This window comes from Halorussus rarus, assembly GCF_003369835.1.
Classification (GTDB): domain Archaea; phylum Halobacteriota; class Halobacteria; order Halobacteriales; family Haladaptataceae; genus Halorussus; species Halorussus rarus.
On the sequence record NZ_QPMJ01000003.1, the window covers coordinates 96868 to 120322 of the forward strand.

Annotated in this window: 20 protein-coding genes and 1 tRNA gene; 13 read left to right on the forward strand and 8 right to left on the reverse strand. The window is 69.6% G+C overall.

Annotation, left to right across the window (positions count from 1 at the left end; all coding sequences use genetic code 11):
- Positions 1-37 precede the first annotated feature (37 nt).
- Both DVR07_RS16605 and DVR07_RS16610 read right to left on the reverse strand, forming a co-directional pair.
- Entirely contained in the window at positions 38-337 is a 300-nt protein-coding gene (locus tag DVR07_RS16605; RefSeq protein ID WP_115798439.1) for a HalOD1 output domain-containing protein, read from the reverse strand.
- Positions 338-438: 101 nt separating this feature from the next.
- On the reverse strand, positions 439-2493 hold the full coding sequence (locus DVR07_RS16610) for a DEAD/DEAH box helicase (protein WP_115798440.1): 2055 nt from the start codon (positions 2491-2493) through the stop codon (positions 439-441).
- Between the two features lie 269 nt (positions 2494-2762).
- On the opposite strand from DVR07_RS16610, the gene DVR07_RS21815 reads away from it, so the two are divergent.
- Positions 2763-2936 carry a hypothetical protein gene (locus tag DVR07_RS21815; RefSeq protein ID WP_162829610.1) on the forward strand — a complete coding sequence of 58 codons (174 nt, stop codon included), beginning with the start codon at positions 2763-2765 and terminating at the stop codon, positions 2934-2936.
- 45 nt (positions 2937-2981) lie between these two features.
- Here DVR07_RS21815 and DVR07_RS16615 read toward each other — a convergent pair whose 3' ends face one another.
- Both DVR07_RS16615 and DVR07_RS16620 read right to left on the reverse strand, forming a co-directional pair.
- Positions 2982-3356, reverse strand: a complete 375-nt coding sequence (locus DVR07_RS16615; protein ID WP_115798441.1) for a cupin domain-containing protein — start codon at positions 3354-3356, stop codon at positions 2982-2984.
- A gap of 90 nt (positions 3357-3446) precedes the next feature.
- The gene (locus tag DVR07_RS16620; RefSeq protein WP_115798442.1) at positions 3447-4706 is read right to left on the reverse strand and encodes an RNA-guided endonuclease InsQ/TnpB family protein; all 1260 of its coding nucleotides are present in this window, start codon (positions 4704-4706) and stop codon (positions 3447-3449) included.
- Between the two features lie 154 nt (positions 4707-4860).
- Here DVR07_RS16620 and DVR07_RS16625 point away from each other — a divergent pair, with 154 nt between their 5' ends.
- Positions 4861-6045: a CBS domain-containing protein gene (locus DVR07_RS16625; protein WP_115798443.1), complete on the forward strand. Its 1185-nt coding sequence runs from the start codon at positions 4861-4863 to the stop codon at positions 6043-6045.
- A gap of 1 nt (position 6046) precedes the next feature.
- Positions 6047-6766, forward strand: coding sequence for an SOS response-associated peptidase (locus DVR07_RS16630; RefSeq protein ID WP_115798444.1), 720 nt, complete (start codon positions 6047-6049; stop codon positions 6764-6766).
- A 24-nt stretch (positions 6767-6790) separates the two neighbouring features.
- On the opposite strand, the gene DVR07_RS16635 is transcribed toward DVR07_RS16630, so the two are convergent.
- Both DVR07_RS16635 and DVR07_RS16640 read right to left on the reverse strand, forming a co-directional pair.
- Positions 6791-8614 carry an ABC transporter substrate-binding protein gene (locus DVR07_RS16635; RefSeq protein ID WP_115798445.1) on the reverse strand — a complete coding sequence of 608 codons (1824 nt, stop codon included), beginning with the start codon at positions 8612-8614 and terminating at the stop codon, positions 6791-6793.
- Between the two features lie 667 nt (positions 8615-9281).
- Positions 9282-9354, reverse strand: a tRNA-His gene (locus tag DVR07_RS16640).
- Positions 9355-9535: 181 nt separating this feature from the next.
- On the opposite strand from DVR07_RS16640, the gene DVR07_RS16645 reads away from it, so the two are divergent.
- Positions 9536-9991, forward strand: a complete 456-nt coding sequence (locus DVR07_RS16645; protein WP_115798446.1) for a DUF5814 domain-containing protein — start codon at positions 9536-9538, stop codon at positions 9989-9991.
- Here DVR07_RS16645 and DVR07_RS16650 read toward each other — a convergent pair whose 3' ends face one another.
- A complete protein-coding gene (locus tag DVR07_RS16650; RefSeq protein WP_115798447.1) occupies positions 9992-10402 on the reverse strand; it encodes a ribbon-helix-helix protein, CopG family in 411 nt (136 codons plus the stop codon).
- 358 nt (positions 10403-10760) lie between these two features.
- On the opposite strand from DVR07_RS16650, the gene DVR07_RS16655 reads away from it, so the two are divergent.
- The 5 genes from DVR07_RS16655 (at position 10761) to DVR07_RS16675 (ending at position 16916) form a co-directional block, all read left to right on the forward strand.
- A complete protein-coding gene (locus DVR07_RS16655; RefSeq protein ID WP_115798448.1) occupies positions 10761-12212 on the forward strand; it encodes a cytochrome ubiquinol oxidase subunit I in 1452 nt (483 codons plus the stop codon).
- Positions 12205-13197, forward strand: a complete 993-nt coding sequence (locus DVR07_RS16660) for a cytochrome d ubiquinol oxidase subunit II (protein ID WP_115798449.1) — start codon at positions 12205-12207, stop codon at positions 13195-13197. Before DVR07_RS16655 ends, DVR07_RS16660 begins: the two co-directional genes overlap by 8 nt.
- 167 nt (positions 13198-13364) lie before the next feature.
- Complete coding sequence (locus DVR07_RS16665) at positions 13365-14450, forward strand: SMP-30/gluconolactonase/LRE family protein (RefSeq protein ID WP_115798450.1); 1086 nt, start codon at positions 13365-13367, stop codon at positions 14448-14450.
- Between the two features lie 100 nt (positions 14451-14550).
- Positions 14551-15384, forward strand: coding sequence for a mechanosensitive ion channel family protein (locus DVR07_RS16670; protein WP_162829611.1), 834 nt, complete (start codon positions 14551-14553; stop codon positions 15382-15384).
- A gap of 110 nt (positions 15385-15494) precedes the next feature.
- Complete coding sequence (locus tag DVR07_RS16675) at positions 15495-16916, forward strand: YjiH family protein (RefSeq protein ID WP_115798451.1); 1422 nt, start codon at positions 15495-15497, stop codon at positions 16914-16916.
- A 20-nt stretch (positions 16917-16936) separates the two neighbouring features.
- Here the strand turns inward: DVR07_RS16675 and DVR07_RS16680 are convergent, their stop codons facing one another.
- On the reverse strand, positions 16937-17581 hold the full coding sequence (locus tag DVR07_RS16680) for a helix-turn-helix domain-containing protein (protein WP_115798452.1): 645 nt from the start codon (positions 17579-17581) through the stop codon (positions 16937-16939).
- 87 nt (positions 17582-17668) lie between these two features.
- Here DVR07_RS16680 and hutU point away from each other — a divergent pair, with 87 nt between their 5' ends.
- From hutU to hutH, 4 genes are read left to right on the forward strand one after another with little or no spacing between them, the layout of a single operon-like run.
- Positions 17669-19474, forward strand: coding sequence for a urocanate hydratase (gene hutU, locus DVR07_RS16685; RefSeq protein ID WP_115798453.1), 1806 nt, complete (start codon positions 17669-17671; stop codon positions 19472-19474).
- Positions 19471-20487 carry a formimidoylglutamase gene (gene hutG, locus DVR07_RS16690; RefSeq protein ID WP_115798454.1) on the forward strand — a complete coding sequence of 339 codons (1017 nt, stop codon included), beginning with the start codon at positions 19471-19473 and terminating at the stop codon, positions 20485-20487. The genes hutU and hutG overlap by 4 nt, the downstream gene beginning before the upstream one ends.
- A complete protein-coding gene (hutI, locus tag DVR07_RS16695) occupies positions 20484-21764 on the forward strand; it encodes an imidazolonepropionase (RefSeq protein WP_115798455.1) in 1281 nt (426 codons plus the stop codon). Before hutG ends, hutI begins: the two co-directional genes overlap by 4 nt.
- A gap of 36 nt (positions 21765-21800) precedes the next feature.
- Positions 21801-23429 carry a histidine ammonia-lyase gene (hutH, locus tag DVR07_RS16700; protein ID WP_115798456.1) on the forward strand — a complete coding sequence of 543 codons (1629 nt, stop codon included), beginning with the start codon at positions 21801-21803 and terminating at the stop codon, positions 23427-23429.
- Positions 23430-23455 lie beyond the last annotated feature (26 nt).

Genomic DNA, 23455 nt, shown 5'->3' on the forward strand with positions numbered 1-23455 from the left:
AGGGCAAAAAAGATGTGAATGCGGTACCTGGCGAACGTCACTCGCGCTCCCACACCGCAATCCGGCCGTCGCCGTCGACGGTGACCAGGAGCCCGTCGATTGTGAACTCGAACCGCCAGCGGCCGTCGCGCGACCGGCGCTCGAACAGCGCGTCGAGCGCCTCGAGGTCCACCGCCTCGTACAGCTCGAAGTCGGCGTCGGTCGGGTCCACGCCTTCGGCCGCGGCGACCGCGTCGATGACCGTCTCGCTGAGCGACGCGTCGCCGGCGGTGTCGTGGAAGGTCTCGTGAATCGGCGTCTGCCCCGAACGGAGCGTATTCCCGTCTGCTGTGGCCATCGACAGGGAGTTCTATCTTTCCGACCATTAAAGCCCGTCAGACGCTCGTCTGACGCGCGGCGGCGCGGCTCCTCGACGCATCGCCGAGAGGCAGTACGGCGTCAGTCCTCCTCGCCGTGGAGTTCGAGTTCGGCCACGATCTCGTAGGGGTGGCTGTCCTTCCGGATGCCGTCGAGGATCTTGAACGCCTCGTCGGGCGCGAGGAAGTGGGTGGTGACGACCCGGCCGAGGTCGGTCGGCTCCAGTCCGTCGATGAAGCCGTACTCCAGTAGCTTCCCGAGCGCGTGCTTGGTCGGGATCTCGCCGATCATCCGGTCGTTGAGCCGCTTGGCCCGGCCGCCCGCGACGGTGATGTTCGCCAGCGTCTCCTCGACCGCGGCGCTCTCGTCGTACAGCGTCCGGACGTCCTCCATCTCGCCCTTCAGCAGCTTGAACGCCACCTCGTCCTCGGTCATCTCCATGCTGTTGTGGTAGCCGGCGTCGGGCTCGACCAGGACGTACACCTTCCCGCGGTCGTGGTAGTCGGGCCGGCCCGCCCGGCCGAGCATCTGGTGGAACTCCTGGACCGAGAGCCACTCGATGCCCATCGCGAGCCGGTCGAAGATGACCTGCGAGGCCGGGAAGTCGACCCCGGCCGCGAGCGCGGCGGTCGTCACCACGGCCGCGAGGTCCTGGTTCGCGAACATGCGCTCGACCTTCTTCCGGCGGCCGTAGTCGAGGCCGGCGTGGTACGGCGCGGAGCTGTACTCCAGCCGGCGGGAGATCTCGTGGCACCGCCGCCGGGAGTTGGTGAAGATGATGGTCTGGCCCCGGTAGCCCTGCGAGGACTTGCTGTCGTACTCTCGTTTCACCAGCTTGTTCTCGATGTCGGGCTTCTCCTGGCCGTCGGCGAAGGTGACGTGGCGTTCGAGGGGCACCGGCCGCTCCTCGAACTCGACGAGGTTGGCTTCGAGGGACTGCGCGAGGTCGCCGGGGTTGCCGACGGTCGCCGAGAGGTACACCCACTGGGCCCCGCCGTAGCCGTCGCGGCGCTGCCGGCGCTGCTCGGCGTAGTGTTTCAGGCGCGCGATGAGCCCGTCGAGCCGGTGGCCGCGCTCCTGCTCCTTGAGGGTGTGGACCTCGTCGATGACGACCGTCCCGATGTCGCCGAGGTCGCGGCCGGTCCGGAGCGCGTGGTCGATGCCCTCGTAGGTGCCGACGATGACGTCGGCGTTCGGGTCGAAGGCGTGGCCGTCGTCTCTGACCCGGCTCGCGCCCACGCGGATGGTCACGTCCACGAGGTCGCCGTACTCCTCCTCGAAGTCCTCGTGCTTCTGATTGGCCAGCGCCACGAGGGGAACCAGGAACAGCATCTTGCCCCTTCCGTCGAGCACCCGGTCGATGCCGGTCATCTCGCCGACCAGCGTCTTGCCGGTCGCGGTGGCGCTCACCACCAGCTGGTCGTCGCCGTCGAGCAGCCCGTTCTCGACCGCGAGGCTCTGGACCGGCAGCAGCTCGTCGAACCGGTCCTCCAGCAGGTTCTGGATGCCCGGATGGAGCCCCAGCGAGTCGACCCGGACGTTCTCGACGTCCTCGACGTTCGCGCTTATCTCGTCGAACTTGGTGAGGTCGGGGTCGAGCTGTCCCTTCAACAGGTTCGTGATCCGCTCGAGGTCCTGGACCTCCAGCAGCAGCTCCTCGAGCCGGTCCTGGGCCTCGCGGGTCATGTCGCCCTGGAACGAGAGCTGGCGCTCCAGCTCCTCCTTGGCGCAGTCGGGACAGATGTGCTCGTCGCCCGTATCGACCGCGGTCTCGCTCGTGATTGGCGAGTACCGCCCGCTCGACGCGCAGAACCGACAGGTGCGGACGGCCTTCGCCTCCAGTTGGTAGCCGTCGAGCATCTCCTGGAGCTCCTCGCGGCCCTCCGGCGAGGTCTGCTCGGAGATGCGGATGCGGTCGGCTCTGCGCGCGATCTCGACGAACTGGTCGGGGTCGCGCGGCTCCTCGCTGGTCCCGCGCTTGACGCGGAACCTCCCGGGCCGGGGCCCGGCGCTGGTCTCCTTGAGTTCGAGTTTCGCTTGGAAGACGCGCTCGCCGTCCCGGTTCACCACGGCGGTGTAGTGACCCGACGACTCGTGGAGGAACAGCGCGTCGACCTGCGGGACCTGCTTCGACACGGTTCGGAGTAATAGCTCGCAGTATTTGAGCGGTTCGGAACCGCGAACCCGGCGACTCGCCCGCTGCGGCCCGGAGATTCGCGACGGGCCACTCCCGGACGTTCCTCGTTCGATTCCTCCGCAATCCGACACGGAAATGCAGCCATACTCGATGATAAGCCGACAATAACCACTGGGCCCAGCCGTTATTCCGGAGCTACCGCTCGGCAACCGGCAAATAACAAAGACCGATTCGTGGTAAGCGCCGGATGCGCACAGACCGACAAACCATGAGGGGGAGACACAACACGCGGTTACCAGAGCGGTTCGACGAACAAGTGACGCTTGAAATCGAGGACGACGCGGACGGCACGCCGACCATCCGGATGCAGGACGAGTCGGCGGCCGACGCGTGGATCTCCGCCGACATCAAGGCCCTCGTCTCGCTCCCCGAGTACGAGTAACGACCTCGACGCCTGCCTCGTTCTCGCCTGCTATTCCTCCGCCGACTACTCCACCAGTTCGATCTCGTCGTCGCCGTTCGGCACCGCACAGAGGAACGCGCCGGGCTCGTCGCCCTCGTTGCGGTACCAGTGGACGACGCCCGCGGGGATGAGCAGCGAGTCGCCCTCGCTGACGGTGTACTCCTCGTCGCCGATTCCCACGGTGTACTGGCCTTCGAGGACGTACTGCTCGTGTTCGACCTCGTTGGTGTGCTCGGGCACCGACGCGCCGGGGTCGAGCTCGAACCGGCGGATGGCGAAGTTCGGGGCACCCCGGCTCTCGTCGACGAGCACGCCCTTGCGCATCCCGTCGGCCGCGCCCACGTCCTCGTACTCGACGTCCTCGTTCCGACGAATCAGCGGCTTTGGTTGCTGACTCATGGGCGGGGGTACGCGCGGCAGTCGTAAAAAGCTGCGTCGAGCCGACGGACCGGACGAGGGGTGCGGTGAATCGGGACCAGACTCGGCGACTCAATCGGACTTCGGCGCCTCCGAGATCTCCGCGTAGGGCGTGAACCCGTCGTCGGGGGTCACCACGCCCGACCGGAGCGCGCAGGCCGCGGCGCCGAGCCCCCGCGAGGACAGCGGGCCGCGGCGCACGCACCGGAACGCGATGTTCTTGGCGGCGTTGTAGTCGTCGTGGGCCGACGCCTCGCACTTCAGGCACTCGAACTGCCGACGCTCGAGGTCGCGGTTCTGCGGATGGGTGAACCCGCACTCCATGCACCGCTGGCTGGTGTACTCGGGGTTGACCTCTACGACCGCGATGCCACGCTCGGCGGCGCGGTACTCCACGAACGAGAGGAGTCGCTCGAACAGCCACTCGTGGAGCGGGCCCGCCTCGGGGAGCAGTTCGCGGACCTCGCTCAGTTCGCCGAACGCGATGAGCTCGCAGTCGTACTCGTCGGCCTCGTCGACGATGCCGTTGGCCACCTCGTGGAGGCGCTGGCGGACGAACCCGTCGAGCCGCTCGCCGGCCTGCCGGAGGGTCCGGGCCGCGCTCCGGGTGCCGGTGGCGTCGAGCGACGCTCGGACCCGCTCGAACTCCTCGCGGCGGTGGTTGAGCTCGCCCGCGTCGAAGAACCGGGCGGTGCTGGTGACCGCGAGGTTCTCGACGCCGAGGTCGACGCCGAGCACCGTCGCGCCCTCGGTCGGCGGGTCGACCGCCGGGCTGGGCGTCCGGAATCCGAGGTGGAAGGTGAACTCCCCGTCGCGGTAGTGGAGGGCGCTCTTGGCCGGCTCCCAGCTCTCGTCGTCGAGGTACTGCGACTGGTAGCCGCCGTCCGCGGGGAGGTCGAACTCGCACCGGACGCGCTCGCCGGTCGTGGTGAGGCTGACCGTCCGGTCGTCGAACACCGTCATCGTCCGGGTGTCGAACGCGACGGTCGGGGTGGTGAACTCGGGCTTGCCGCCGTCGGGCCAGCCCGACGAGCCGCCGGTCGCGTCGCTCCCGGCGACGCCGTCCCGCTGGCGGCTGCGCTTGATGGCCTCGGCCGCGCGGTGGGTCGCCAGCACGGCGTGCTGGCTCCCGAGGTCGGTCTCCTCCCGCAGGCGGTCGTACGCGAGCTGCTGGACCTCGCTTCTCGTGTGACAGACACCCCAGGCCTCGTTGACCGCGAGCTGGCAGCCGCGCTTCCACTCCTCGACCAGCTCCCGAAGGCGTGTGGCGTCCGTCGGAGACACGGAAAGTCCGGTTACTGCCGTCCGTCTGCAATATTCGGTGTCTGCCACGTTGTACGTCAGTGTCTCAGGGGGCCTCTTGAATACTTTGACTTGGCCGCAAGGCCTAAGTTAATCCGATTATCGGCCCTTCGAAATCCGACGGTACGCGTCGACGCCTGCTCGCGGCCCTACTGTTAAGAGCCTGCCACAGCTAACCACACGTATGAGAAGCTTCACGGTCGGGCGGGCGTTCGGCATCCCCATCAAACTCGACCTGACGTTCCTGCTCATCCTGCCGGTGTTCGCGTGGCTCATCGGCTCGCAGGTGGGCCTCTGGGTGGACAACCTCAACTTCTTCCTGGACCCCGACCTCAGTCGGACCGCGCTCACGACGGGCAACCTGCAGTGGATTCTGGGCGCGGCCGCCGCCGTCGGGCTGTTCGCGGGGGTGGTGCTCCACGAGCTCGGCCACTCGCTGGTCGCGATGCGCTACGGGTTCCCCATCGACTCCATCACGCTGTGGATCTTCGGCGGCATCGCCCAGCTGACCGAACAGCCCGAGAACTGGAAGCAGGAGTTCGCCATCGCCATCGCGGGGCCGGCGGTCAGCGTCGCGCTGGGGGTCGTCTCCTACCTGGCGCTGTTCGCGGTCCCGGACGGGCTGCCGACGGTCCGGTTCCTCTTCGGCTACCTCGCGCTGATGAACGTCGCGCTGGCGGCGTTCAACCTCCTGCCGGGGTTCCCGATGGACGGCGGCCGGGTGCTCCGCGCGATCCTGGGCCGGACCCGGTCGTTCGCCGAGGCCACCCGGATCGCCGCCGAGGTGGGCAAGCTGTTCGCCATCCTGCTCGGCCTGTTCGGCCTGTTCGGCAACTGGCTGCTCATCGGCATCGCCTTCTTCATCTACATCGGCGCGACCAGCGAGGCCCAGCAGACCGTGATGAACGCGGCGTTCCGCGACGTGCGGGTCCGGGACGTGATGACCTCCGCGGACGACCTCGATACGGTCGAGCCCGACATGTCGGTCGCCGACCTGATGGAGACGATGTTCCGCCAGCGCCACACCGGCTACCCGGTACTCGAGGACGGCGAACTCGTCGGGATGGTGACCCTCGACGACGCCCGCGAGGTGACGGAGGTCGAGCGCGACGCCTACACCGTCGCGGACGTGATGAGCCGCGACCTCAAGACGATTCCCGCCTCCGACGACGCGATGTCGGCGTTCGAGAAGATCCAGCAGCACGGCGTCGGCCGCCTGCTGGTCATCGACGCCGAGGGCGAGCTCACCGGGCTGGTCTCGCGGACCGACCTGGTGACCGCCTTCGACATCATCCAGAAGAGCGGCCGGGCCGACCGGATCACCCCCGCCGACCAGCCCGTGAGCGAGGCCGAGCGGCCCTCCAGGTAGCATGTGCGGCAGACTCTCGCTGTTCGCGCCGCCCGGCCTGCTCGCCGAGCGGTTCGACGCCGACCCGGTCCGCGAGCTCGACCCCCGGTACAACGTCGCGCCCGGTCAGGACCACCCGGTCGTCCGGAACGACGACCCCGAGTCAATCCGCTTCCCGACGTGGGGACTCGTCCCGACGTGGGCCGACGGCCCGTCGTCGTCGGGGCACGTCAACGCCCGGGCCGAGACGCTGACCGAGAAGCCCAGCTTCCGCGAGGCGTTCGCCGAGCGCCGGTGTCTGGTCCTCGCGGACGGCTTCTACGACTGGAAGGGGACGCCCACCGGCAAGCAGCCCTACCGGGTCGAGCGCGAGGACCGCGAGCCGTTCGCGCTCGCGGGCCTGTGGGAGCCGGCACCGGGCGCGGACGACGGGGACGAGGGGAGTGCGAACGAAACCGACGGCGCCGGCGCGACCTTCACCGTCGTCACCACCGAGCCGAACGCCGTCGCCGAACCGGTCCACCACCGGATGCCGGTCGTGCTCGACCCCGAGGGCGAGCGCCGCTGGCTCCGCGAGGACGACCCCGAGGCGCTGACCGACCTGCTCGGCCCGTCGCCGACCCCGGAGATGCACGCGTATCCCGTTCCCTCGGCGCTCGGCGACCCCGCGAACGATTCGCCAGACCTGGTCGAGGAAGTGCCGGCCGAGGAGGACGTCCAGACCGGCCTTGACGAGTTCTGAGTCCCCGGGACCGCGACCCCGTCGTCAGGGCCGGTCGCCGACCGTCGCCTCGTTGTACTTCTGCTTGTAGCTCCCGCCGACGCCGAACTTCTGGAGGTCGGCCCACTGGTAGTGGAACCGCTCCTCGCTCTCGTGGTACACCGGGAGGTTCGCCATCGCCTCCCAGTTGGCCTCCTCCATGGTGATCGCCGCCTCGGTGCGCACCTGCCGGGCCTGGTCGGTCGGTGCGGGGTTGTTCTGTATCTTCTGCCACGCCTGGATCGCCCGCTGGGCCGACTGGGAGTCCTCCGGCCAGTTGTTGTACGACTCGGGCGCGCCCAGCGAGGGGTCCGACGTCGCCGGGTTGAGGTGCTTGACGAACGCGTCGGGTGCGGCCCACGGCACGATCCAGCCCAGCGTGAACGCGTCGACGTTGCCCTGTCGGACCTGCTTGAGCAGCGCCGAGAACGGGGCGACCCGCATGTTCAGGTCGATGTGGGCGCTGGCGAGCTTGTCCCGGAGGAGCTGGCCGACGCTCTGCCACGCCTGCGAGGACTCGTAGGCGATGAGCTCGAACGAGTACTTGTTGTTCGGGCCGTAGCCGGCCTCCTCCATCACCTGCCGGGCCTGGTCGAGCTGGGTCTGGTCGTACCCGTACGGGTAGTTCTGCTCGGCGTGCTGCTCGTAGGCCGACGCCCCGCCGGGGTACACCGGCGGCGCGGTGTAGTGGTAGGCCGCGCTGCCCCGGCCCTTGAACACCTGGTCGATGACCTGCTGCTGGTTCATCGCGTAGGCGGTCGCCTTCCGGGCCGGTTCCTCGACCCGGGTCATGTTGAACCCGATGTAGAAGACGTTGAGCGTGACCACCGAGAGGTAGTCGAGGGTCTCGCCGTTCCGGGCCGGCCCGTACGTGCCGACCTCCCGGCCCTTCTCGTCGGTGTTCTCGACGCTCACCTTGCTCTGGTCGTACCGGGAGGTCGGGATGGTGAACGCGTCGGCGTTCCGGTTCATCGCGTAGTTGTACCGGGCGTTCGGGCTGGTGATGATCTGCCAGTGGACCCGGTCGACCCGCGGTCCCGTCCCGTGGTAGTTCTCGAACGCCGAGACCACCGCCTCGGTCTCGCGCGACCAGTTCTCGAAGGTGAACGGGCCGGCGCCGACGGGGTTCGCGGTCGCGAACTGCTGGTAGTCCATCCGGCCGTCGTACCCCTGGATGTCCCCGACGATGCCCTCGGGCACGGCCGCGAACTGGTTGTTGGCGAGCACCTGCAGCACCGACGCGAACGGCTGCTCGATGTTCAGCCGGACCGTGTAGTCGCCGACCGCCTCGACGCCCATCGACTCCGGGACGTACGCGCCCTCGTCGTCGGTCTCGTGGACCACGCCGACCGACGTGAGGATGTCCGCCTTCGCCCGGGAGTTGTCCGAGGCGGCGAGCCGCTCCCACGAGTAGACGATGTCCTGGGCCGTCACCTCGTCGTCGTTGTGGAACTGCACCCCCTGCTTGAGGTCGAACGTGTACGTCGTGAAGTCGTCGGACCGCTCGTACCCCGCGGCGATGAGCGGTTCGACCGGGATGCCGCCGTCGGGCCAGTTCAGCAGGCCGTCGAATATCTGTCCCGTGACCTCGCCCGACGCCGTGTCGGAGGCCTTCACCGGGTCGAGCGTGCTCATCGACTGGTTGATGAGCCTCAGCGTCCCGCCGGACTGGCCCTGCGTCGTCGTCTGCTGGTCGGTCACTTCGCCGTCGCTCTCCGCCGCGCCCGTTCCCGTCAGCGCGACCGACGCCCCCGCCGCCCCGGTCGCCCGGAGGAACCCCCGCCGGGACACGTCGCCGTCGGCCCGCTCCGCGTCGTTGTTGGTAACCATTGCCACTCGCGAATCGGGAGAGTCGCGGAAGAAACCTGCAGGTCGTTTTCCACGGCGCCGAGAGAAACGCCGGATTTCCGATTGCGGCCCTAACAGAAACGTCCCGTCGGGGGACCGCCGGACCGCGCGGTGGTCGCGGAGTACCAAAGAGGGAGAGTGAGGAAGGGGGACGCATCGAATCGGTCGCGGAGAACCGAAAGGAGATAGCGAGACTGCACGGCGCCCCGGAACGAGAACTTTCGCGGGAGGGTTGGTGACACGACGGCGGGAGGCCAGCCCGCCACCAGAGCCTCCGGCGACGCCGGCGGCCGTCCGTTGCACGCTCTGCGCCCGAGCCGTCGGGCGCATCTACGTCTGATGGCCGATTCGGACTTTGTTATGGGCCGTGTTCCCGGCGGCAGGTCGCGGTTGTGGCGGGTTCAGTTGCGGGCTGACCGGACGTTTACGTCGGCTGAACCCGGCGTTCCGGAGAACGATCGCCGAAACAGTTCAGATGAGTAATGAATCTAGACGGAACTCTGCCTCGACTGTAGAAGCGTCGGATGGTGGACGATCCAGATGCGAGAATCGGACCCTGCGAGGCGCGCAACGAAGCGAGCACGTCTCGCAGGGTTCGATTCTCGCACCGATGGACTGTCGGCTCCTCGCTTCGTTCGTCGCCAGAAAGGTCCAGGTGCGAGAATCGAACCCGCGTCTCAGCCTCCACAAGGCTGAAGGATGGTCCACTACCCCAACCCGGACACGTACGTGGGGATAGTCGCCAGGAATTAAAATACGTTACGACTCCGCGCGATACTGGCAGTCGGTCACAGGCGGCGCGGTACCGGACGACCGCCGCGTCGTCGCCGACGCAGGCGGCCGCGCCGGCGCTGCCGGGCGACGACACCCTTTTGGGCGCCAGCACCCAACCAACGCCCAAGCGTGGCCGTCACAGACAAGATCTACGTCAAGAATCACCGCCAGATCGGCTCCCAGCTCGAGACCAACATCCCCAAGGGAGCGTTCAAGGGCGCGACCCTCGACATGCTGTTCCAGGGCGAGAACCTGGCGCAGCTCGACGACACGACCCAGGAGCGCGTCCTCGACTTCGCCGAGGACTTCCTCGACTGCGACTGCCAGTCCAACCCCTACTGCGGCTGCGCCGAGAAGAAGTTCATGCGCTACCTCCTCCGACTGCGCGAGCAGGGGCTCGGCCCGGAGGCCGTCGTCGACGTGATGACCGACGACTACATGGTGTACGCCTACCCCGGCGACATCCTCTCGTTCCTCGACGACTCGGTCCGGACGCTCGAGGCGGTCGAGGAGCTGGCCGACGTGGAGGGCGACGAGGAGGCGGCGGCAGAGGCCCGCGAGAAGAAGTCGACGCTGTCCGGGTAGTCACCCGATGCGGTAGGTGTCGTCGGTGTCGAGCTCGTCGTCCAGGTCCTCGAGATGGACGACCTCCTCGACGTCGTCGCGCTCCTCGACCTCCTGCTGGAGGCGGCTCGCGTACTGCTTGTACTCCTGGAGCTGCTCGCGGAGGTGCTCGGCCTCGAGTTCGAGGCGCTCGTGCTCCCGGACGAAGCTCTTGGGCACCTCGACCTTCGGGGGGAACTCCGCGCCGTCGGTCTCCTCGCCGATCTCGCTCTCCGGGACGACCTGGACCCGGCCGTCGTGGGCCACCAGCGTGTCCACGTAGTCGCGGAACACCGCCGAGAGCGAGATGTCCCGCTCCTCGGCGATCTCCCGGAGCGTCTCGAAGGAGTCCTCGTTGACCCGGAAGGAGATGGTCTTGTTCTTGTTACCCATTGGTGATACGTCGCACGCCGGACCACTTAAGGATTGGCAGCGCCCCGCTCGGTCCCGCGGAATCGACTCCCGGGCGCGCCGACTCGGCCGCGACTCGGCCTAACCCCGAATCTACGTGCTCGACGCACTTTACTTCGACCCCGATTCCGTTCGGCCGAGAACGGGCTGGCCTCCTCTTGAGTACCCGGTTCCTACCGTCGCGTATGACGACTTCCGAGCGGTATAGCTCCCCGCACGCTCGACTGACCCCGCCGCGCGACCGACGCGGTCCTCCGCGGGTTCGACGCGTCCGGCCGTGCCCCCGCCGGGGTTCGCCCTCCGACCAACGCGACGACCCGCCGGTGCCGGAGGTCGAATCGTGGTAGACCCGGCGCTCGCGAGCCGGCTTCAGTTCGCGGTGACGACCGTCGTCCACATCATCTTCCCCGTGATGAGTATGGGGCTCGCGCCGTTCCTCGTCTACTTCACGTGGAAGGAGGTCCGGACCGGCGAGGCCCTCTACGAGCGGCTCCGGCGGTTCTGGACCAAGATCTTCGCCGTGAGCTTCGCGGTCGGCACCGTCACCGGCCTGGTGCTGGAGTTCGAGTTCGGCACCAACTTCGCGGCGTTCTCGGCCGCCGCGGGCGAGCTGTTCGGCGGCCCGCTCGCGGTCGAGGGGATGATGGCGTTCTTCCTCGAAGCCACCTTCCTCGGGGTGTTCGTCTTCGGCCGCGAGCGGGTCTCCGACCGGCTCTACTTCCTGTCGTCGGTCATGGTCGGGCTCGGCACGTGGCTGTCGGCGGTCTGGATACTGGTCGCCAACTCCTGGATGCAGACGCCCCGGGGCTACGAGCTCGCCCGCGAGAGCGGCCGGCTGACCGTGCTGCTCACCGACCCCATCGCCGCGTACGCGAACCCCCGCTTCCCCTGGATGTTCGTCCACATGCAGAACGCCGCGGTCCTCTCGGTGGCGCTGTTCATGGCGGGCGTCGCGGCCTACCACGTCTACCGGCGCCGGCACCTCGGCGTGGTCGACGGGGGCAACCTCGACGCCGAGTTCTGGCGGGCGACCCTGAAGGTCGCGCTGGTCGTCCTGCTGATCACCGCGCCGCTCCAGGTGCTCCACGGCGACGCGTACGGCCGCCACGTCGCCGAGACCCAGCCCCAGAAGTTCGCCGCGATGGAGGCGGTCTGGGAGACCGACAGCTACGTCCCCGAGTACATCGTCGCGTTCCCGACCAGCGTCGACGACCTGCTCAACCCCCGGGCGAAGGACATCTTCGGCATCGGGATTCCGGGCGGGGCGTCGTGGCTCGCGTCGGGCGGGAACGCCCAGGCCGAGATCACCGGCCTGAACGAGTTCGAGGGCTCGCCGCCGGTCGCCGTCGTCTTCTGGTCGTTCCGGGCGATGGTCGCGCTCGGGTTCTGGTTCGTGCTGTTGGCGTTCTGGGCGGGCTACCGGTGGCGGACCGGCGAACTGTTCGAGGACCGCCTGCTCCACAAGGCCCTGATGGCGTCGTCGGTGCTGGGTATCCTCGGCGTCGAACTCGGCTGGATCGTCACCGAGGTCGGCCGCCAGCCGTGGGTCATCCAGGGCGTGATGCGGACGACCGAGGGCGTCTCGCCCGGTCTCACCGGCACGGAGGCGACCCTGACGCTGGCGGGGTTCGTCGGCGGCTACCTCGTCCTGCTGTCGCTGTACACCTACGTCGTCGGCCGACTGATCCGGCGCGGGCCGGAGACCGAGGACGGGGCCGAACCGACCCTCCCGGACCGCGAGCGCGACCCCGGCATCGCGCCGGCAGCGACGGAGGTGAGCGAGGATGATTGAACCGTCTCCCCTCCGGACCGTCTGGTTCGGGGTGGCGCTCTCGGACCTCTGGTTCGTCGTGGTGTTCTGGTTCCTCGCGATGTTCCTGTTCCTCGACGGCTGGGACTTCGGGGTGGGCGCCGTCTTCGCGCTCAGAGACGACCGCCACGAGCGCGAGCAGTGCCTCGCGGCCATCGGCCCGTTCTGGGACGGCAACGAGGTCTGGCTCGTCGTCTTCGGCGGCGGCCTGTTCGCGGCGTTTCCGGCGGTGTACGCCGCGCTGTTCAGCCGCCACTACCTCCTGCTGTTCGGCGTCCTCGGGACGCTCATCCTCCGCGGGATGGCCCCGGAGTTCTACGAGCAGCGCGAGGACGAGGCGTGGCGGCGGTGGTGGGGCCGGGCGTTCGTCGCCGGCAGCGTCGGCGCGCCCTTCCTGCTGGGGGTGTTCGCCGGCAACTGGCTGCTCGGAGTCGACGGCGTCGCGCTCGCCTCGGTCGTCGTCGGCCTCGCCGTGATCGCACTCAACGTCGCGTCGGGCGCGGCGTTCCTCCGGCTGAAGACCACCGGCGGGCTCCGCGACGAGATGCCGGCGCTCGGCGTCCGGGCGGCGGCGGCCTACCTCGCGCTCGTCGTGGTCGCGCTCGGCCTGCTGGCGCTCCGCCCCGGGTTCGGGGACGCGCTCCTGACGCCAGTCCCGGCCGCGCTCGTGGCCGGCTCGGTCCTGCTCGGGGTCGGCTACGTCCTGGCGGCCCGCCGGGACCGCCCCTACGTCGCGCTCGGCGCGGCGGGCGGACTGACCGGGGCGCTGGTCGCGCTGGTCGCGGCGCTGCTGTACCCGACCGTCGAGCCGATGACCGGCCTGACCGTCGAGGAGGCCATCATCGGCGCCCCCGCGGTGGAACTGCTGACCGTCGGGGCCGCGCTCCTCATCCCGCTGGTGCTCACCTACTTCGCGGTGCTGTACTCGGCGTTCAGCGGCCCCATCGACGCCGAGGAGTCGTACTGAGTCGCGCGCCGAGAGCTCTCGGTCCCGCGGCGACCTCTTCCGTCTCGAGGCCGACGTCCCCTTCCCGGTCGTTCGTCGGTATCCCGCTCCGCCGTCCCGACCGCTTGGTACTCGCTCCGCCGCTCCGACCGTTGGGTATTTACTCGTCAGGATTGTCGATAGTTCGCATGGTTATCAGGTTCCTGCGCGACCATCCGGTGCTGAGCGGCGGACTGCTCGTCGGTGCGGCGTTCGGCGTCGGTTCCGCGATCGACTCGCGGCTCGACCCCGCCGCGTGGCGTCCGCCGGACCCGCCCGACCTGCGCGGTGCGCTCGCGCAGAACCGCGCACTGACCGGGTCGGAAACCGTCGTCACCTGCGAGGGGCCGGAGGACGTCGCCTTCGACGACGAGGGCCGCCTCTACACCGGCGTGGCCGACGGCACGGTCAGGCGGACCGTCGACCCGGTCGACGCCGACGCGACCGACGCCGCGCTGGAGGTGTTCGCCCGCACCGGCGGGCGACCGCTCGCGCTTGAGTTCGACGGCGACGACCTGCTCGTGTGCGCCGAGGACGCCGGCCTGGTGTCGGTCGGGCCGGACGGCGACGTCGAGACGCTGGCGACCCGGGCCGGCGGTCGTTCCATCGCGTACGCCGACGACCTCCACGTCGCCGACGACGGGACGGTCTACTTCTCGGACGCGACCGTCCACGACCAGTACCAGGACGAACTGTTCGAGCTGCGGGACACCGGGCGGCTGCTGGCCTACCACCCCGACGAGGGGGAGACGACCGTCGAACTCGACGGGCTGGGGTTCGCGAACGGCGTCGCGCCCGGCCCGGACGGCGACTCGCTGCTGGTCACCGAGACCTCGCGGTACCGCGTCACCCGCTACTGGCACCGCGGCGACCGCGAGGGAGAGTCCGAGTACTTCGCCGAGAACCTCCCCGGATTCCCCGACAACGTCGACGCCGCCGGCGACGGAAGCTACTGGGTGGCGATTCCGGCTCTCCGCGACGAGACGATCGACCGGATTCACCGCCATCCGTGGGTCGTCCGCCAGCTCGGGAAGCTCCCCGAATCGGTCCTCGGGCAGGTCGCCGGTGAACCGTACGGACTGGTGCTCCGACTCGACGCCGACGGCGACGTCGTCGAGAGCCTCCACGACCCCACGGGCGGCGTGTTCGGCGTCACGTCCGCAACGCCTCGCGACGGCGCGCTCTACCTCGGGACCCTCTTCGGGAACCGCGTGGTCCGGTATCCGACGGAGTGACCGCGCCCGGAGCGTACCGGACCCGGCCGGACCGGACGTAGACCTCGGCCGTGTGTTCGCGGTCAGGAATTTTATACTCGCGTCCGTCGTGGTCCTCCAAGTGACAGTTCCGGACGCGCCGGTCGTCCTCCTGCAGGTCGACGTCTCGGACCTCGCTCTCGGCGGCTACATCGACCTGCTCTGGGACGTCGCGGTGTTCGTCGTCGTGTTCGCCGCGCTGTACCTGGTCGGGCGGAAGGTCGTCGTCCCGCTGGCCGAACGGGCGTTCGCCACGCGGCGGATCCAGGAGACCATCGCCAGCGCGCTGGTGCGGATCGTCCACGTGGCGGTGTTCCTGGCGGCGCTCCGGCTCGCGCTCGACACGGCGGACTACGGCTACCTGCTGTCGATTCCGCCGACGGTCATCGCCGCGCTCACGGTGGCGGCTGGGTTCGCCAGTCGCGACATCGCGGCCAACCTCGTCGGCGGCGTCTTCATCGTGACCGACCCGAAGTTCAACATCGGCGACTGGATCCGGTGGCAGGACAAGGAGGGCGTCATCGAGGACATCAGCTTCCGGGTGACCCGGGTCCGGACCTTCGACAACGAACTGCTGACCGTCCCGAACTCCCAGCTCGCCACCAACGCCGTAGTGAACGCGGTCGCCAAGTCGCCCCGGCGCATCTCCCACACCTTCCACGTGGCCGACGACGCCGACCTCGGCGAGGTGGCGTCGCTGCTCGTCGCGGAGGCGAAGGCTCACGACGACGTCCTCGACCGGCCGACCCCGACCGTCCGGGTGGTGAACCTCGACAACGGCCGGGCGGGCGTCCAGGCCAGGTACTGGATCGACAAGCCCTCACGCGAGGCGTTCGTCACCATCCGGTCGGAGTACCTCCAGCGGGTCAACCGGCGGCTCAACGAGGCGGGCATCGAACTGCCGCAGAACTGGTAGTCGGGCGGTCGAGCGAAGCACCGAACCGGGTCTCGTCGCGGCCGAACGTATAAATCACCCTCCGTTTGTCGGGCGAGCACTGATGGGGAACCGGTGCAGTACGAGTGGTAATGTCTACCGAAAGCCGGGAGACGTGGACCGTCGACACCGAACCGTCAGTCAGGCGCATCGACGACGTGGACCTCAACGAGTTCGCCACCGGGCCCATCGTCAAGTTCGTGGCCGCGTTCGCCGTCGGCGCGTTCTTCTTCCTCCTCCCGGTACCCTGGGAGGGGAGCATCACCGTCCCGTTCGACATCGCCGTCTCGTACCTCACCGAGAACTTCCCGGACGCGGTCGGGCTCTACGCGATGGCTATCATCGTCGCGGGCGCGGGGCTGACCACGCTCGCGAGGCTCGGCGTCGACGAACTCGGGCCGGTGGACCTCGACTACTTCGACAGCTCGAACGCCTTCTGGGCGCTCCGCGTCGCGGGGGCGCTGCTCGCCCCGGTGATGTTCCTCCGCGCCGGCCCCGACTGGCTCTGGGCGCCCGGCATCGGCGGGTTCATGTGGACGACGCTGGTGTACAGCGTCGGCGTCATCATCCCCATCGGCGCGGTGTTCATCACAATCTTCGTGGAACTGGGCGGCCTGGAGTTCGTGGGCACCCTCGCCCGGCCGGTGATGCACCCGCTGTTCAAGGTGCCGGGCCGGGCCGCCCTCGACAGCCTGGCGTCGTGGGTCGGCTCGTACAGCGTCGGCCTCTACGTCACCCGGAACGTCTTCGAGCGGGGCGGGTACAACAAGCGGGAGGTGTTCACCATCGCGACCTGCTTCTCGACGGTGAGCATCGGGTTCGTCGGCGTCGTCGCCAGCACGCTCGGGATGCTCCGGCTGTTCCCGGTCATCTTCGGCGCGTACTTCGCCTGCGTGGTCATCTGCGCCGTCATCCTGGTTCGGGTGCCGCCCATCAGCACCACGCCCGAGGAGTACATCGCGGACCCCGACCCCGAACTCCCCTTCTCGGGATCGCCCGGCGACTACGTCCGGCTCGCGCTCAGCGAGGCGGTCGGCAAGGCCGAGGAGGGCGAGACGTTCCTCGAGGCCTCGAAGCGCGGGTTCGTCGACGGGCTGAAACTCACCAGCCTCATCCTCGGCACCATCCTCGCGGTCGGCCTGGCGGCCGTGCTGGTCTCGGAGTACACTCCGACGTTCGAGATCATCGGCGCTCCCCTCGCGCCCGTGCTGGCGGCGCTCGGCCTGCCCAGCGCCGAGACCATCGCGCCCGCCGTCCTGGTCGGCATCACCGAGATGTACGTCCCGGTCCTGCTGGCGGCCGAGGCCGCGCCGAAGGCGAAGTTCTTCATCGCGGTGCTGTCGGTCTCCCAGCTCATCTTCTTCTCGAGCGTCGGCCCGATGATCATGGACATGTTCAGCGACGTCCCCGTCCGGTTCCGCGACCTCGTGGCGCTGTTCGTCATGCGGACGGTCATCCTCGTGCCGGTCATCGCCGGGATGACCCACCTCGTCGCGGCGCTCGGCCTGCTGTAGGCCGGCGCTGAATCCTCTACTTATAGGTGATCGATGAGCGCCCGCACCAGTTTGTTCTCCGCGCGCCGGAGGTGCTCCTCGAGGGTGCGGCGCTCGATGCCGAGTTCGGCCGCGACGTCCGCGGTCGTCACGTCGCGGGGAATCCGGTAGTACCCGAGGTCGGTCGCGGTCGCGAGCGCCTCGCGCTGGCGGGGCGAGAGGTCGGGCAGCGCCGAGTCGAGCGTGAGCAGCGGCCGGTCGGCCGCGACCGACTCGACCTCGCGCTTGGACTCGACGGTCACGCTGTGCTCGGCCGCCACGTCCCGGTAGAAGTCGGTGAGACTGCCCGGATCCAGCGCCAGCACCCGACACCACTTCACGCCGCGCTCGTACCGGAGCGGCGGGACGAGCAGGCAGCCGTGGGCCGCGAGCACCGTCTCGATGTTGTCGGGCTCCCGGTCCTTCAGGCAGTCGGCGGTGATGAGCAGTCGCTCGTCGCCCTCGACCAGACGCTCCCGGACGCCGACCGCTTCCTCGACGTGGGCGACGACCTCCTCGCCGCCCGCACCGCTGACGTGGAGCAGGTCGCAGTGGTCGTTGCACCAGAGTTCGACGGTGGTGTCGGTGCTGGTCGTGGCCTCGGCGTACGCGCCGGGGTGGTCGATTCCGAGCACGGCCTCGTGCATCGACCGGACGTTGCCGGCCGTGGTACTTAAATACCTCTCCGTAGGGCGGTATTCAGCTATTTGCGTCTCGCGCCCGAACGATGTGGTATGAGCGAAGGCCAACCGGAACAGCCAGGCGAAGAACGCGGCGACGCCGAGTCGGTGGACGAACAGGAGGTCGGAGCCGAATCGACGTGGGACATCGGGGAGCCCAGCGACCAGTGGAAGGAGTACCGGGGCGCGCCCACCGGTACCGACATCGAGTGCGAGGGGTGGCGACAGGAGGCCGCGCTCCGGATGCTGAACAACAACCTCGACCCGGAGGTGGCCGAGAAGCCCGAGGAGCTGGTGGTGTACGGCGGCACCGGTCGGGCCGCCCGGTCGTGGGACGCCTACGACGCCATCATGGCCGAACTGCGCGACCTGGACGACACCGAGACCCTGCTGGTCCAGTCGGGCAAACCCGTCGGGCGGTTCGAGACCCACGAGATGGCGCCGAGGGTGCTCATCGCCAACTCGAACCTCGTGGGCAAGTGGGACGACTGGGAGCACTTCCACGAGCTCGAGGCGAAGGGGCTCATCATGTACGGCCAGATGACCGCGGGGTCGTGGGCGTACATCGGCACCCAGGGCATCATCCAGGGGACCTACGAGACCCTCGCGGAGCTGGCCGAGCAGCACTACCCCGAGAACGATGGTCTCGAAGGCAAGATCGTCGTCACCGGCGGGCTCGGCGGGATGGGCGGCGCCCAGCCGCTCGCGGTCACGATGAACCACGGCGTCTGCATCGCCGCGGAGGTCGACGAGGAGCGCATCGACCGCCGCATCGAGACGGGCTACTGCCAGGAGAAGACCGACGACCTCGACGAGGCCATCGAGAAGGCCAGAGCGGCCGCCGAGGCCGGTGAAGCGTACTCCGTGGGCGTCCACGTGAACGCCGCCGACATGCTCGAAGGGATGCTGGAACGCGACTTCGTTCCCGACGTCGTCACCGACCAGACCAGCGCCCACGACGAACTCGAGGGCTACTACCCCTCGGGCTTCACGGTCGAGGAGGCCGACGAACTCCGCGACGAGGACCCCGAGACGTACGTCGAGGAGAGCCTCGACACGATGGAGCGCCACGTGCGGGGAATCCTCGACATGCAGGACGAGGGCGCAATCGCCTTCGAGTACGGCAACAACATCCGCGGGCAGGTCGAGGACCACCGCGACATGGACGAGGCCTTCGACTACCCCGGGTTCGTGCCCGCCTACATCCGGCCGCTGTTCTGCCGCGGGAAGGGCCCGTTCCGGTGGGCCGCGCTGTCGGGCGACCCCGAGGACATCCGCCGGACCGACGAGGCCGTCAAGGAGCTGTTCCCCGAGAAGGACCACCTCCACCGCTGGATCGACCTCGCACAGGAGCGGGTCGAGTTCCAGGGCCTCCCGTCGCGGGTCTGCTGGTTGGGGTACCAAGCCGCCGACGACGAAGACGGTCTCACCGAGCGCGCGCGGTTCGCGCTCCGCATCAACGAACTCGTGAGCGAGGGCGAGATTTCGGCGCCCGTCGTGGTCACCCGCGACCACCTCGACGCCGGGAGCGTCGCCAGCCCCAACCGGGAGACAGAGGCCATGCGCGACGGCTCGGACGCGGTCGCCGACTGGCCGATACTGAACGCCCTGCTCAACTGCGCGGCCGGGGCCGACATCGTGTCGGTCCACGACGGCGGCGGGGTCGGCATCGGCAACGCGCTCCACGCCAACAACCACGTCGTGCTCGACGGGTCGGACCTCGCCGCCGAGAAGGCCCGGCGGGTGTTCACCACCGACCCCGGCACGGGCGTCATCCGCCACGCCGACGCGGGCTACGACGAGGCGCTGGCCGAGGCCGACGAGTCGAACGTCGCGGTACCGATGCGGGACCGAGAATGACCGACCTCCGACGCACCTACGACTGGATGGGACCCTCAACAGACGCCAACGACGAACAGTTCGGCCACGTGGTCGAACTCGCGAGCATCGCCGACGCCGACCGCTTCGACGCCGTGCTGGTCGGCGAACCGTTCGACCGGGCGGTCATCGGTCGGAAGGGCGCCGCCGAGGGGCCGGCCGCGCTCCGCCGGCACCTCGCGGGCACCAAGACCCACCACTTCGACGCCGGCCCGGTCGGTTCCGTCGCCGACCTCGGCGACGTGACGCCGGGGGACGGCGAGGTCGAGTCGGTGGCCGACCTCCAGGCCCGCGTCCGGACCATCGCCGAGCGGGTCCACGACACCGATTCCCTCCCGGTGTTCCTCGGGGGCGACAACTCGCTGACCTACCCGAACGCCGCGCCCCTGCTCGACGAGGGAAGCCTCGGCGTCGTCAACTTCGACGCCCACCTCGACGTCCGGGAGGTCCGCGAGGGCCGCGGCCCGACCAGCGGAACGCCGTACCGCCAGCTCTACGAGGACGGACTCGACGCCTACGCCTGCGTCGGCGCGCGCCACTTCGAGACCTCCACGAGGTACGCCGAGTACGTCCGCGAGCGAGGCGACGAGGTCGTCACGGCCGAGGAGGTCGGCGACGACACCGTCGCGGCCGTGGATCGGGCGCTCGACGCGATGGGCGACGTCGACGCCGTCTACGTCAGCGTCGACCTCGACGTGCTCGACGCGCCGGCCGCGCCCGGGGTGAGCGCGCCCACGCCGGGCGGCGTCTCGACCCGGGAACTGTTCCGCGCCCTTCGACTGCTCGGCAACGAGGACCGCCTCGCCGGCTTCGAGGTCGTCGAGTGCGCGCCGCCGCTCGAGTCCGGCACCGCGAACCTGACCGCGACCGCCGGGTCGCGAGCGGTCGCCCACCTGCTCAGCGCCCGGCCCGAGGACGATTCGGGCCGGAGCGAGTCGAGCGACGGACCTAGCGACGAGGACGTCGACTTCGGCGGGACGGGAGGGCGACGATGACCCTGACCGCGGTCGTCCACGACGCCGCGGAGGTCGTCACGCTCGAATCCAGTGAGGACGACCCGGAGAGCGCGAGCGACGGCGAGGACGACGAGACCGACGGCATCGGCGAGACGCGACTCGGTATCTACGAGGACGCCGCCGTCGCCATCGAGGACGGCGAGGTCGCCCGCGTCGGTCCGACCGGCCCCGTCACCCGGGAATTCCCGCCGGAGAACGCGGCCTACACGGTCGACGCGACCGGGAAGTCGGTGATTCCCGGCTTCGTCGACCCCCACACCCACGCGCTGTTCGCGGGCGACCGGGCCGACGAGTTCGAGGCCAAGCTCCGGGGCAAGACCTACCAGGAGATCTTAGAGGAGGGCGGCGGCATCCTCCGGACGGTCCGGGCCGTCCGCGAGGCGAGCGACGAGGAACTGCTCGACAACCTGCTGGGCCACCTCGACGCGATGCTGGCCCACGGGACGACCACCGTCGAGGTCAAGTCGGGGTACGGCCTCGACACCGAGACCGAACTCCGGGTGCTCGACGTCATCGACCGGGCCGACGACGCCCACCCGGTCGACGTGGTCCCGACGTTCATGGGTGCCCACGCGGTGCCCGAGGACCGCGACGCCGACGACTACGTCGACGAGGTCATCGACGACCAGCTCCCCGAGGTCGAATCGCAGGGCATCGCCGAGTTCTGCGACGTGTTCTGCGAGGAGGGCGTCTTCGACGTCGAGCAGTCCCGCCGGGTGCTCGAGGCCGGTAAGGACGCGGGCCTGACCCCGAAGGTCCACGCCGAGGAGCTGGCGCACATCGGCGGAACCCAGTTGGCGGCCGAAGTCGGGGCCGCGAGCGCCGACCACCTGCTCCACTCGACCGAGGAGGACATCGCGGCGCTCGTCGAGAGCGACGTGGTCCCGGTGCTGCTCCCCGGCACCGCCTTCGGCCTGGGCGCCGGCTACGCCGACGCCCGCGCCTTCGTCGAGGCGGGCGCCGACGTGGCGATAGCGACCGACTTCAACCCCAACTGCTACAGCCAGAGCATGGGCTTCGCGGCCTCGCTCTCCTGCGTCGAGATGGGGATGACGCCCGCCGAGGCGCTCGTGGCCGCCACGACGAACGCCGCGGCCGCGCTCGACCTGCCCGAGACGGTCGGCACCCTCCGGCAGGGCGCGCCCGGCGACCTGGCGGTGCTCGACGCGCCGAGCCACGTCCACGTCCCGTACAACTTCGGCGTGAACGCGGTCGGAACGGTGCTGAAGGGCGGCGAGGTGGTCCACGGTGGCTGACGGCACGGTCGCCCGCGCCCGACGGGGTGATTCACCGTGACTGAGACCGGGTCGGCCGGCGACTCCGAACCGGTACGGGCCGACGGCGAGAGCCTGACCCCGGAGGACGTCGCCCGGGTCGCCCGCGAGGACGCCAGGGTGGCCGTGCCCGAGACGGCCCGCGAGCGGGTCCGGACCGCCCGCGAGCGCGTCGAGGAGGTGGTCGAGTCCGGCGAGGTCGTCTACGGGCTCAACACCGGCTTCGGCGAGCTCGTCGACGAGCGCATCCCCCAGGAGGACATCGAGCAGCTCCAGCTCAACCTGGTCCGGAGCCACGCCGCCGGCGCGGGCCGGGAGCTCCGCCGCGAGGAGGTCCGGGCGATGCTCCTGGGTCGCGTCAACGCGCTCGTCAAGGGCCACTCGGGCGTCCGGGAGGTCGTCGTCGACCACCTCGTCGCGATGCTGGACGAGGGCGTCCACCCGGTCGTGAAGTCCCGGGGCTCGCTCGGCGCGAGCGGCGACCTCGCGCCGCTGGCCCACCTCGCGCTCGTGCTGGTCGGCGAGGGTCGGGCCGACGTCGAGGTCGAAGATAGCGACGACGGTGACGCGGGCACCGAGCGCCTGCCAGGCGACGAGGCGCTCGCGGCCGCGGGCCTCGACCCCCTGACGCTCCGGGCCAAGGAGGGGCTCGCGCTCATCAACGGTACCCAGCTCTCGGCCGGCCTGGCGGCGCTCGCGGTCGTCGACGCCGAACGCGCGGTCCGGGCGGCCGACGTGGCCGGCTCGCTCACGACCGAGGTGACGATGGGCACCACCGCCTCCGCGGACGACTCCATCGCCCGGGTCCGGCCCCACGACGGCCACGCCGCGAGCGCCCGCAACGTCAAGCGACTGACCGCAGACTCCGAGATCGTCGAGTCCCACCGCAACTGCGACCGGGTACAGGACGCCTACTCCATCCGCTGTCTCCCGCAGGTCCACGGCGCGGTCCGGGACGCGGTCGACCACCTCAGGGACGCGGTGGAGGTGGAACTCAACAGCGCGACGGACAACCCGCTCATCTTCGACCCCGACGACACCGACGGCCGGGCCTCGGGCACCGAGAACGCGGCGGTGCTCTCGGGCGGGAACTTCCACGGCGACCCGCTCGCGCTCCCGCTGGACTACCTCACCAACGCGGTCACCGAACTCGCGGCCGTCTGCGAGCGTCGGGTCGACCGGATGGTCAACCCCAACGTCCAGGAGCCCCACCTGCCGCCGTTCCTGACCGAGGGCAGCGGCCTGCGCTCGGGCTACATGATCGCCCAGTACACCGCGGCCGCGCTCCTCAACGAGAACCGCGCGACCGGCCGACCGTCGATGGACAACACCCCGGTCAGCGGCAACCAGGAGGACCACGTGAGCATGAGCGCCCAGAGCGCCTTCGACGCCCGGGCGGCCGTCGAGAACGCGACGACCGTGGTCGGCATCGAACTGCTCTGCGCCGCGCAGGCCGCCGAGTTCATCGAGGAAGGTCTCGCCCACGGCGTCGGCACCGGCGCGGCCTACGAGGCGGTCCGCGAGGCGGTGCCGCCGCTGGTCGAGGACCGGCCCATCTACGAGGACGTCGAGCGGGCCGACGCGCTGGTCGCGTCGGGACTGCTCGAAGAACGGGTCGAGGCCGCGCTCGGCGAGTCGCTCGACTGAGCCCTCGCTCGGTCTATCGACCGACG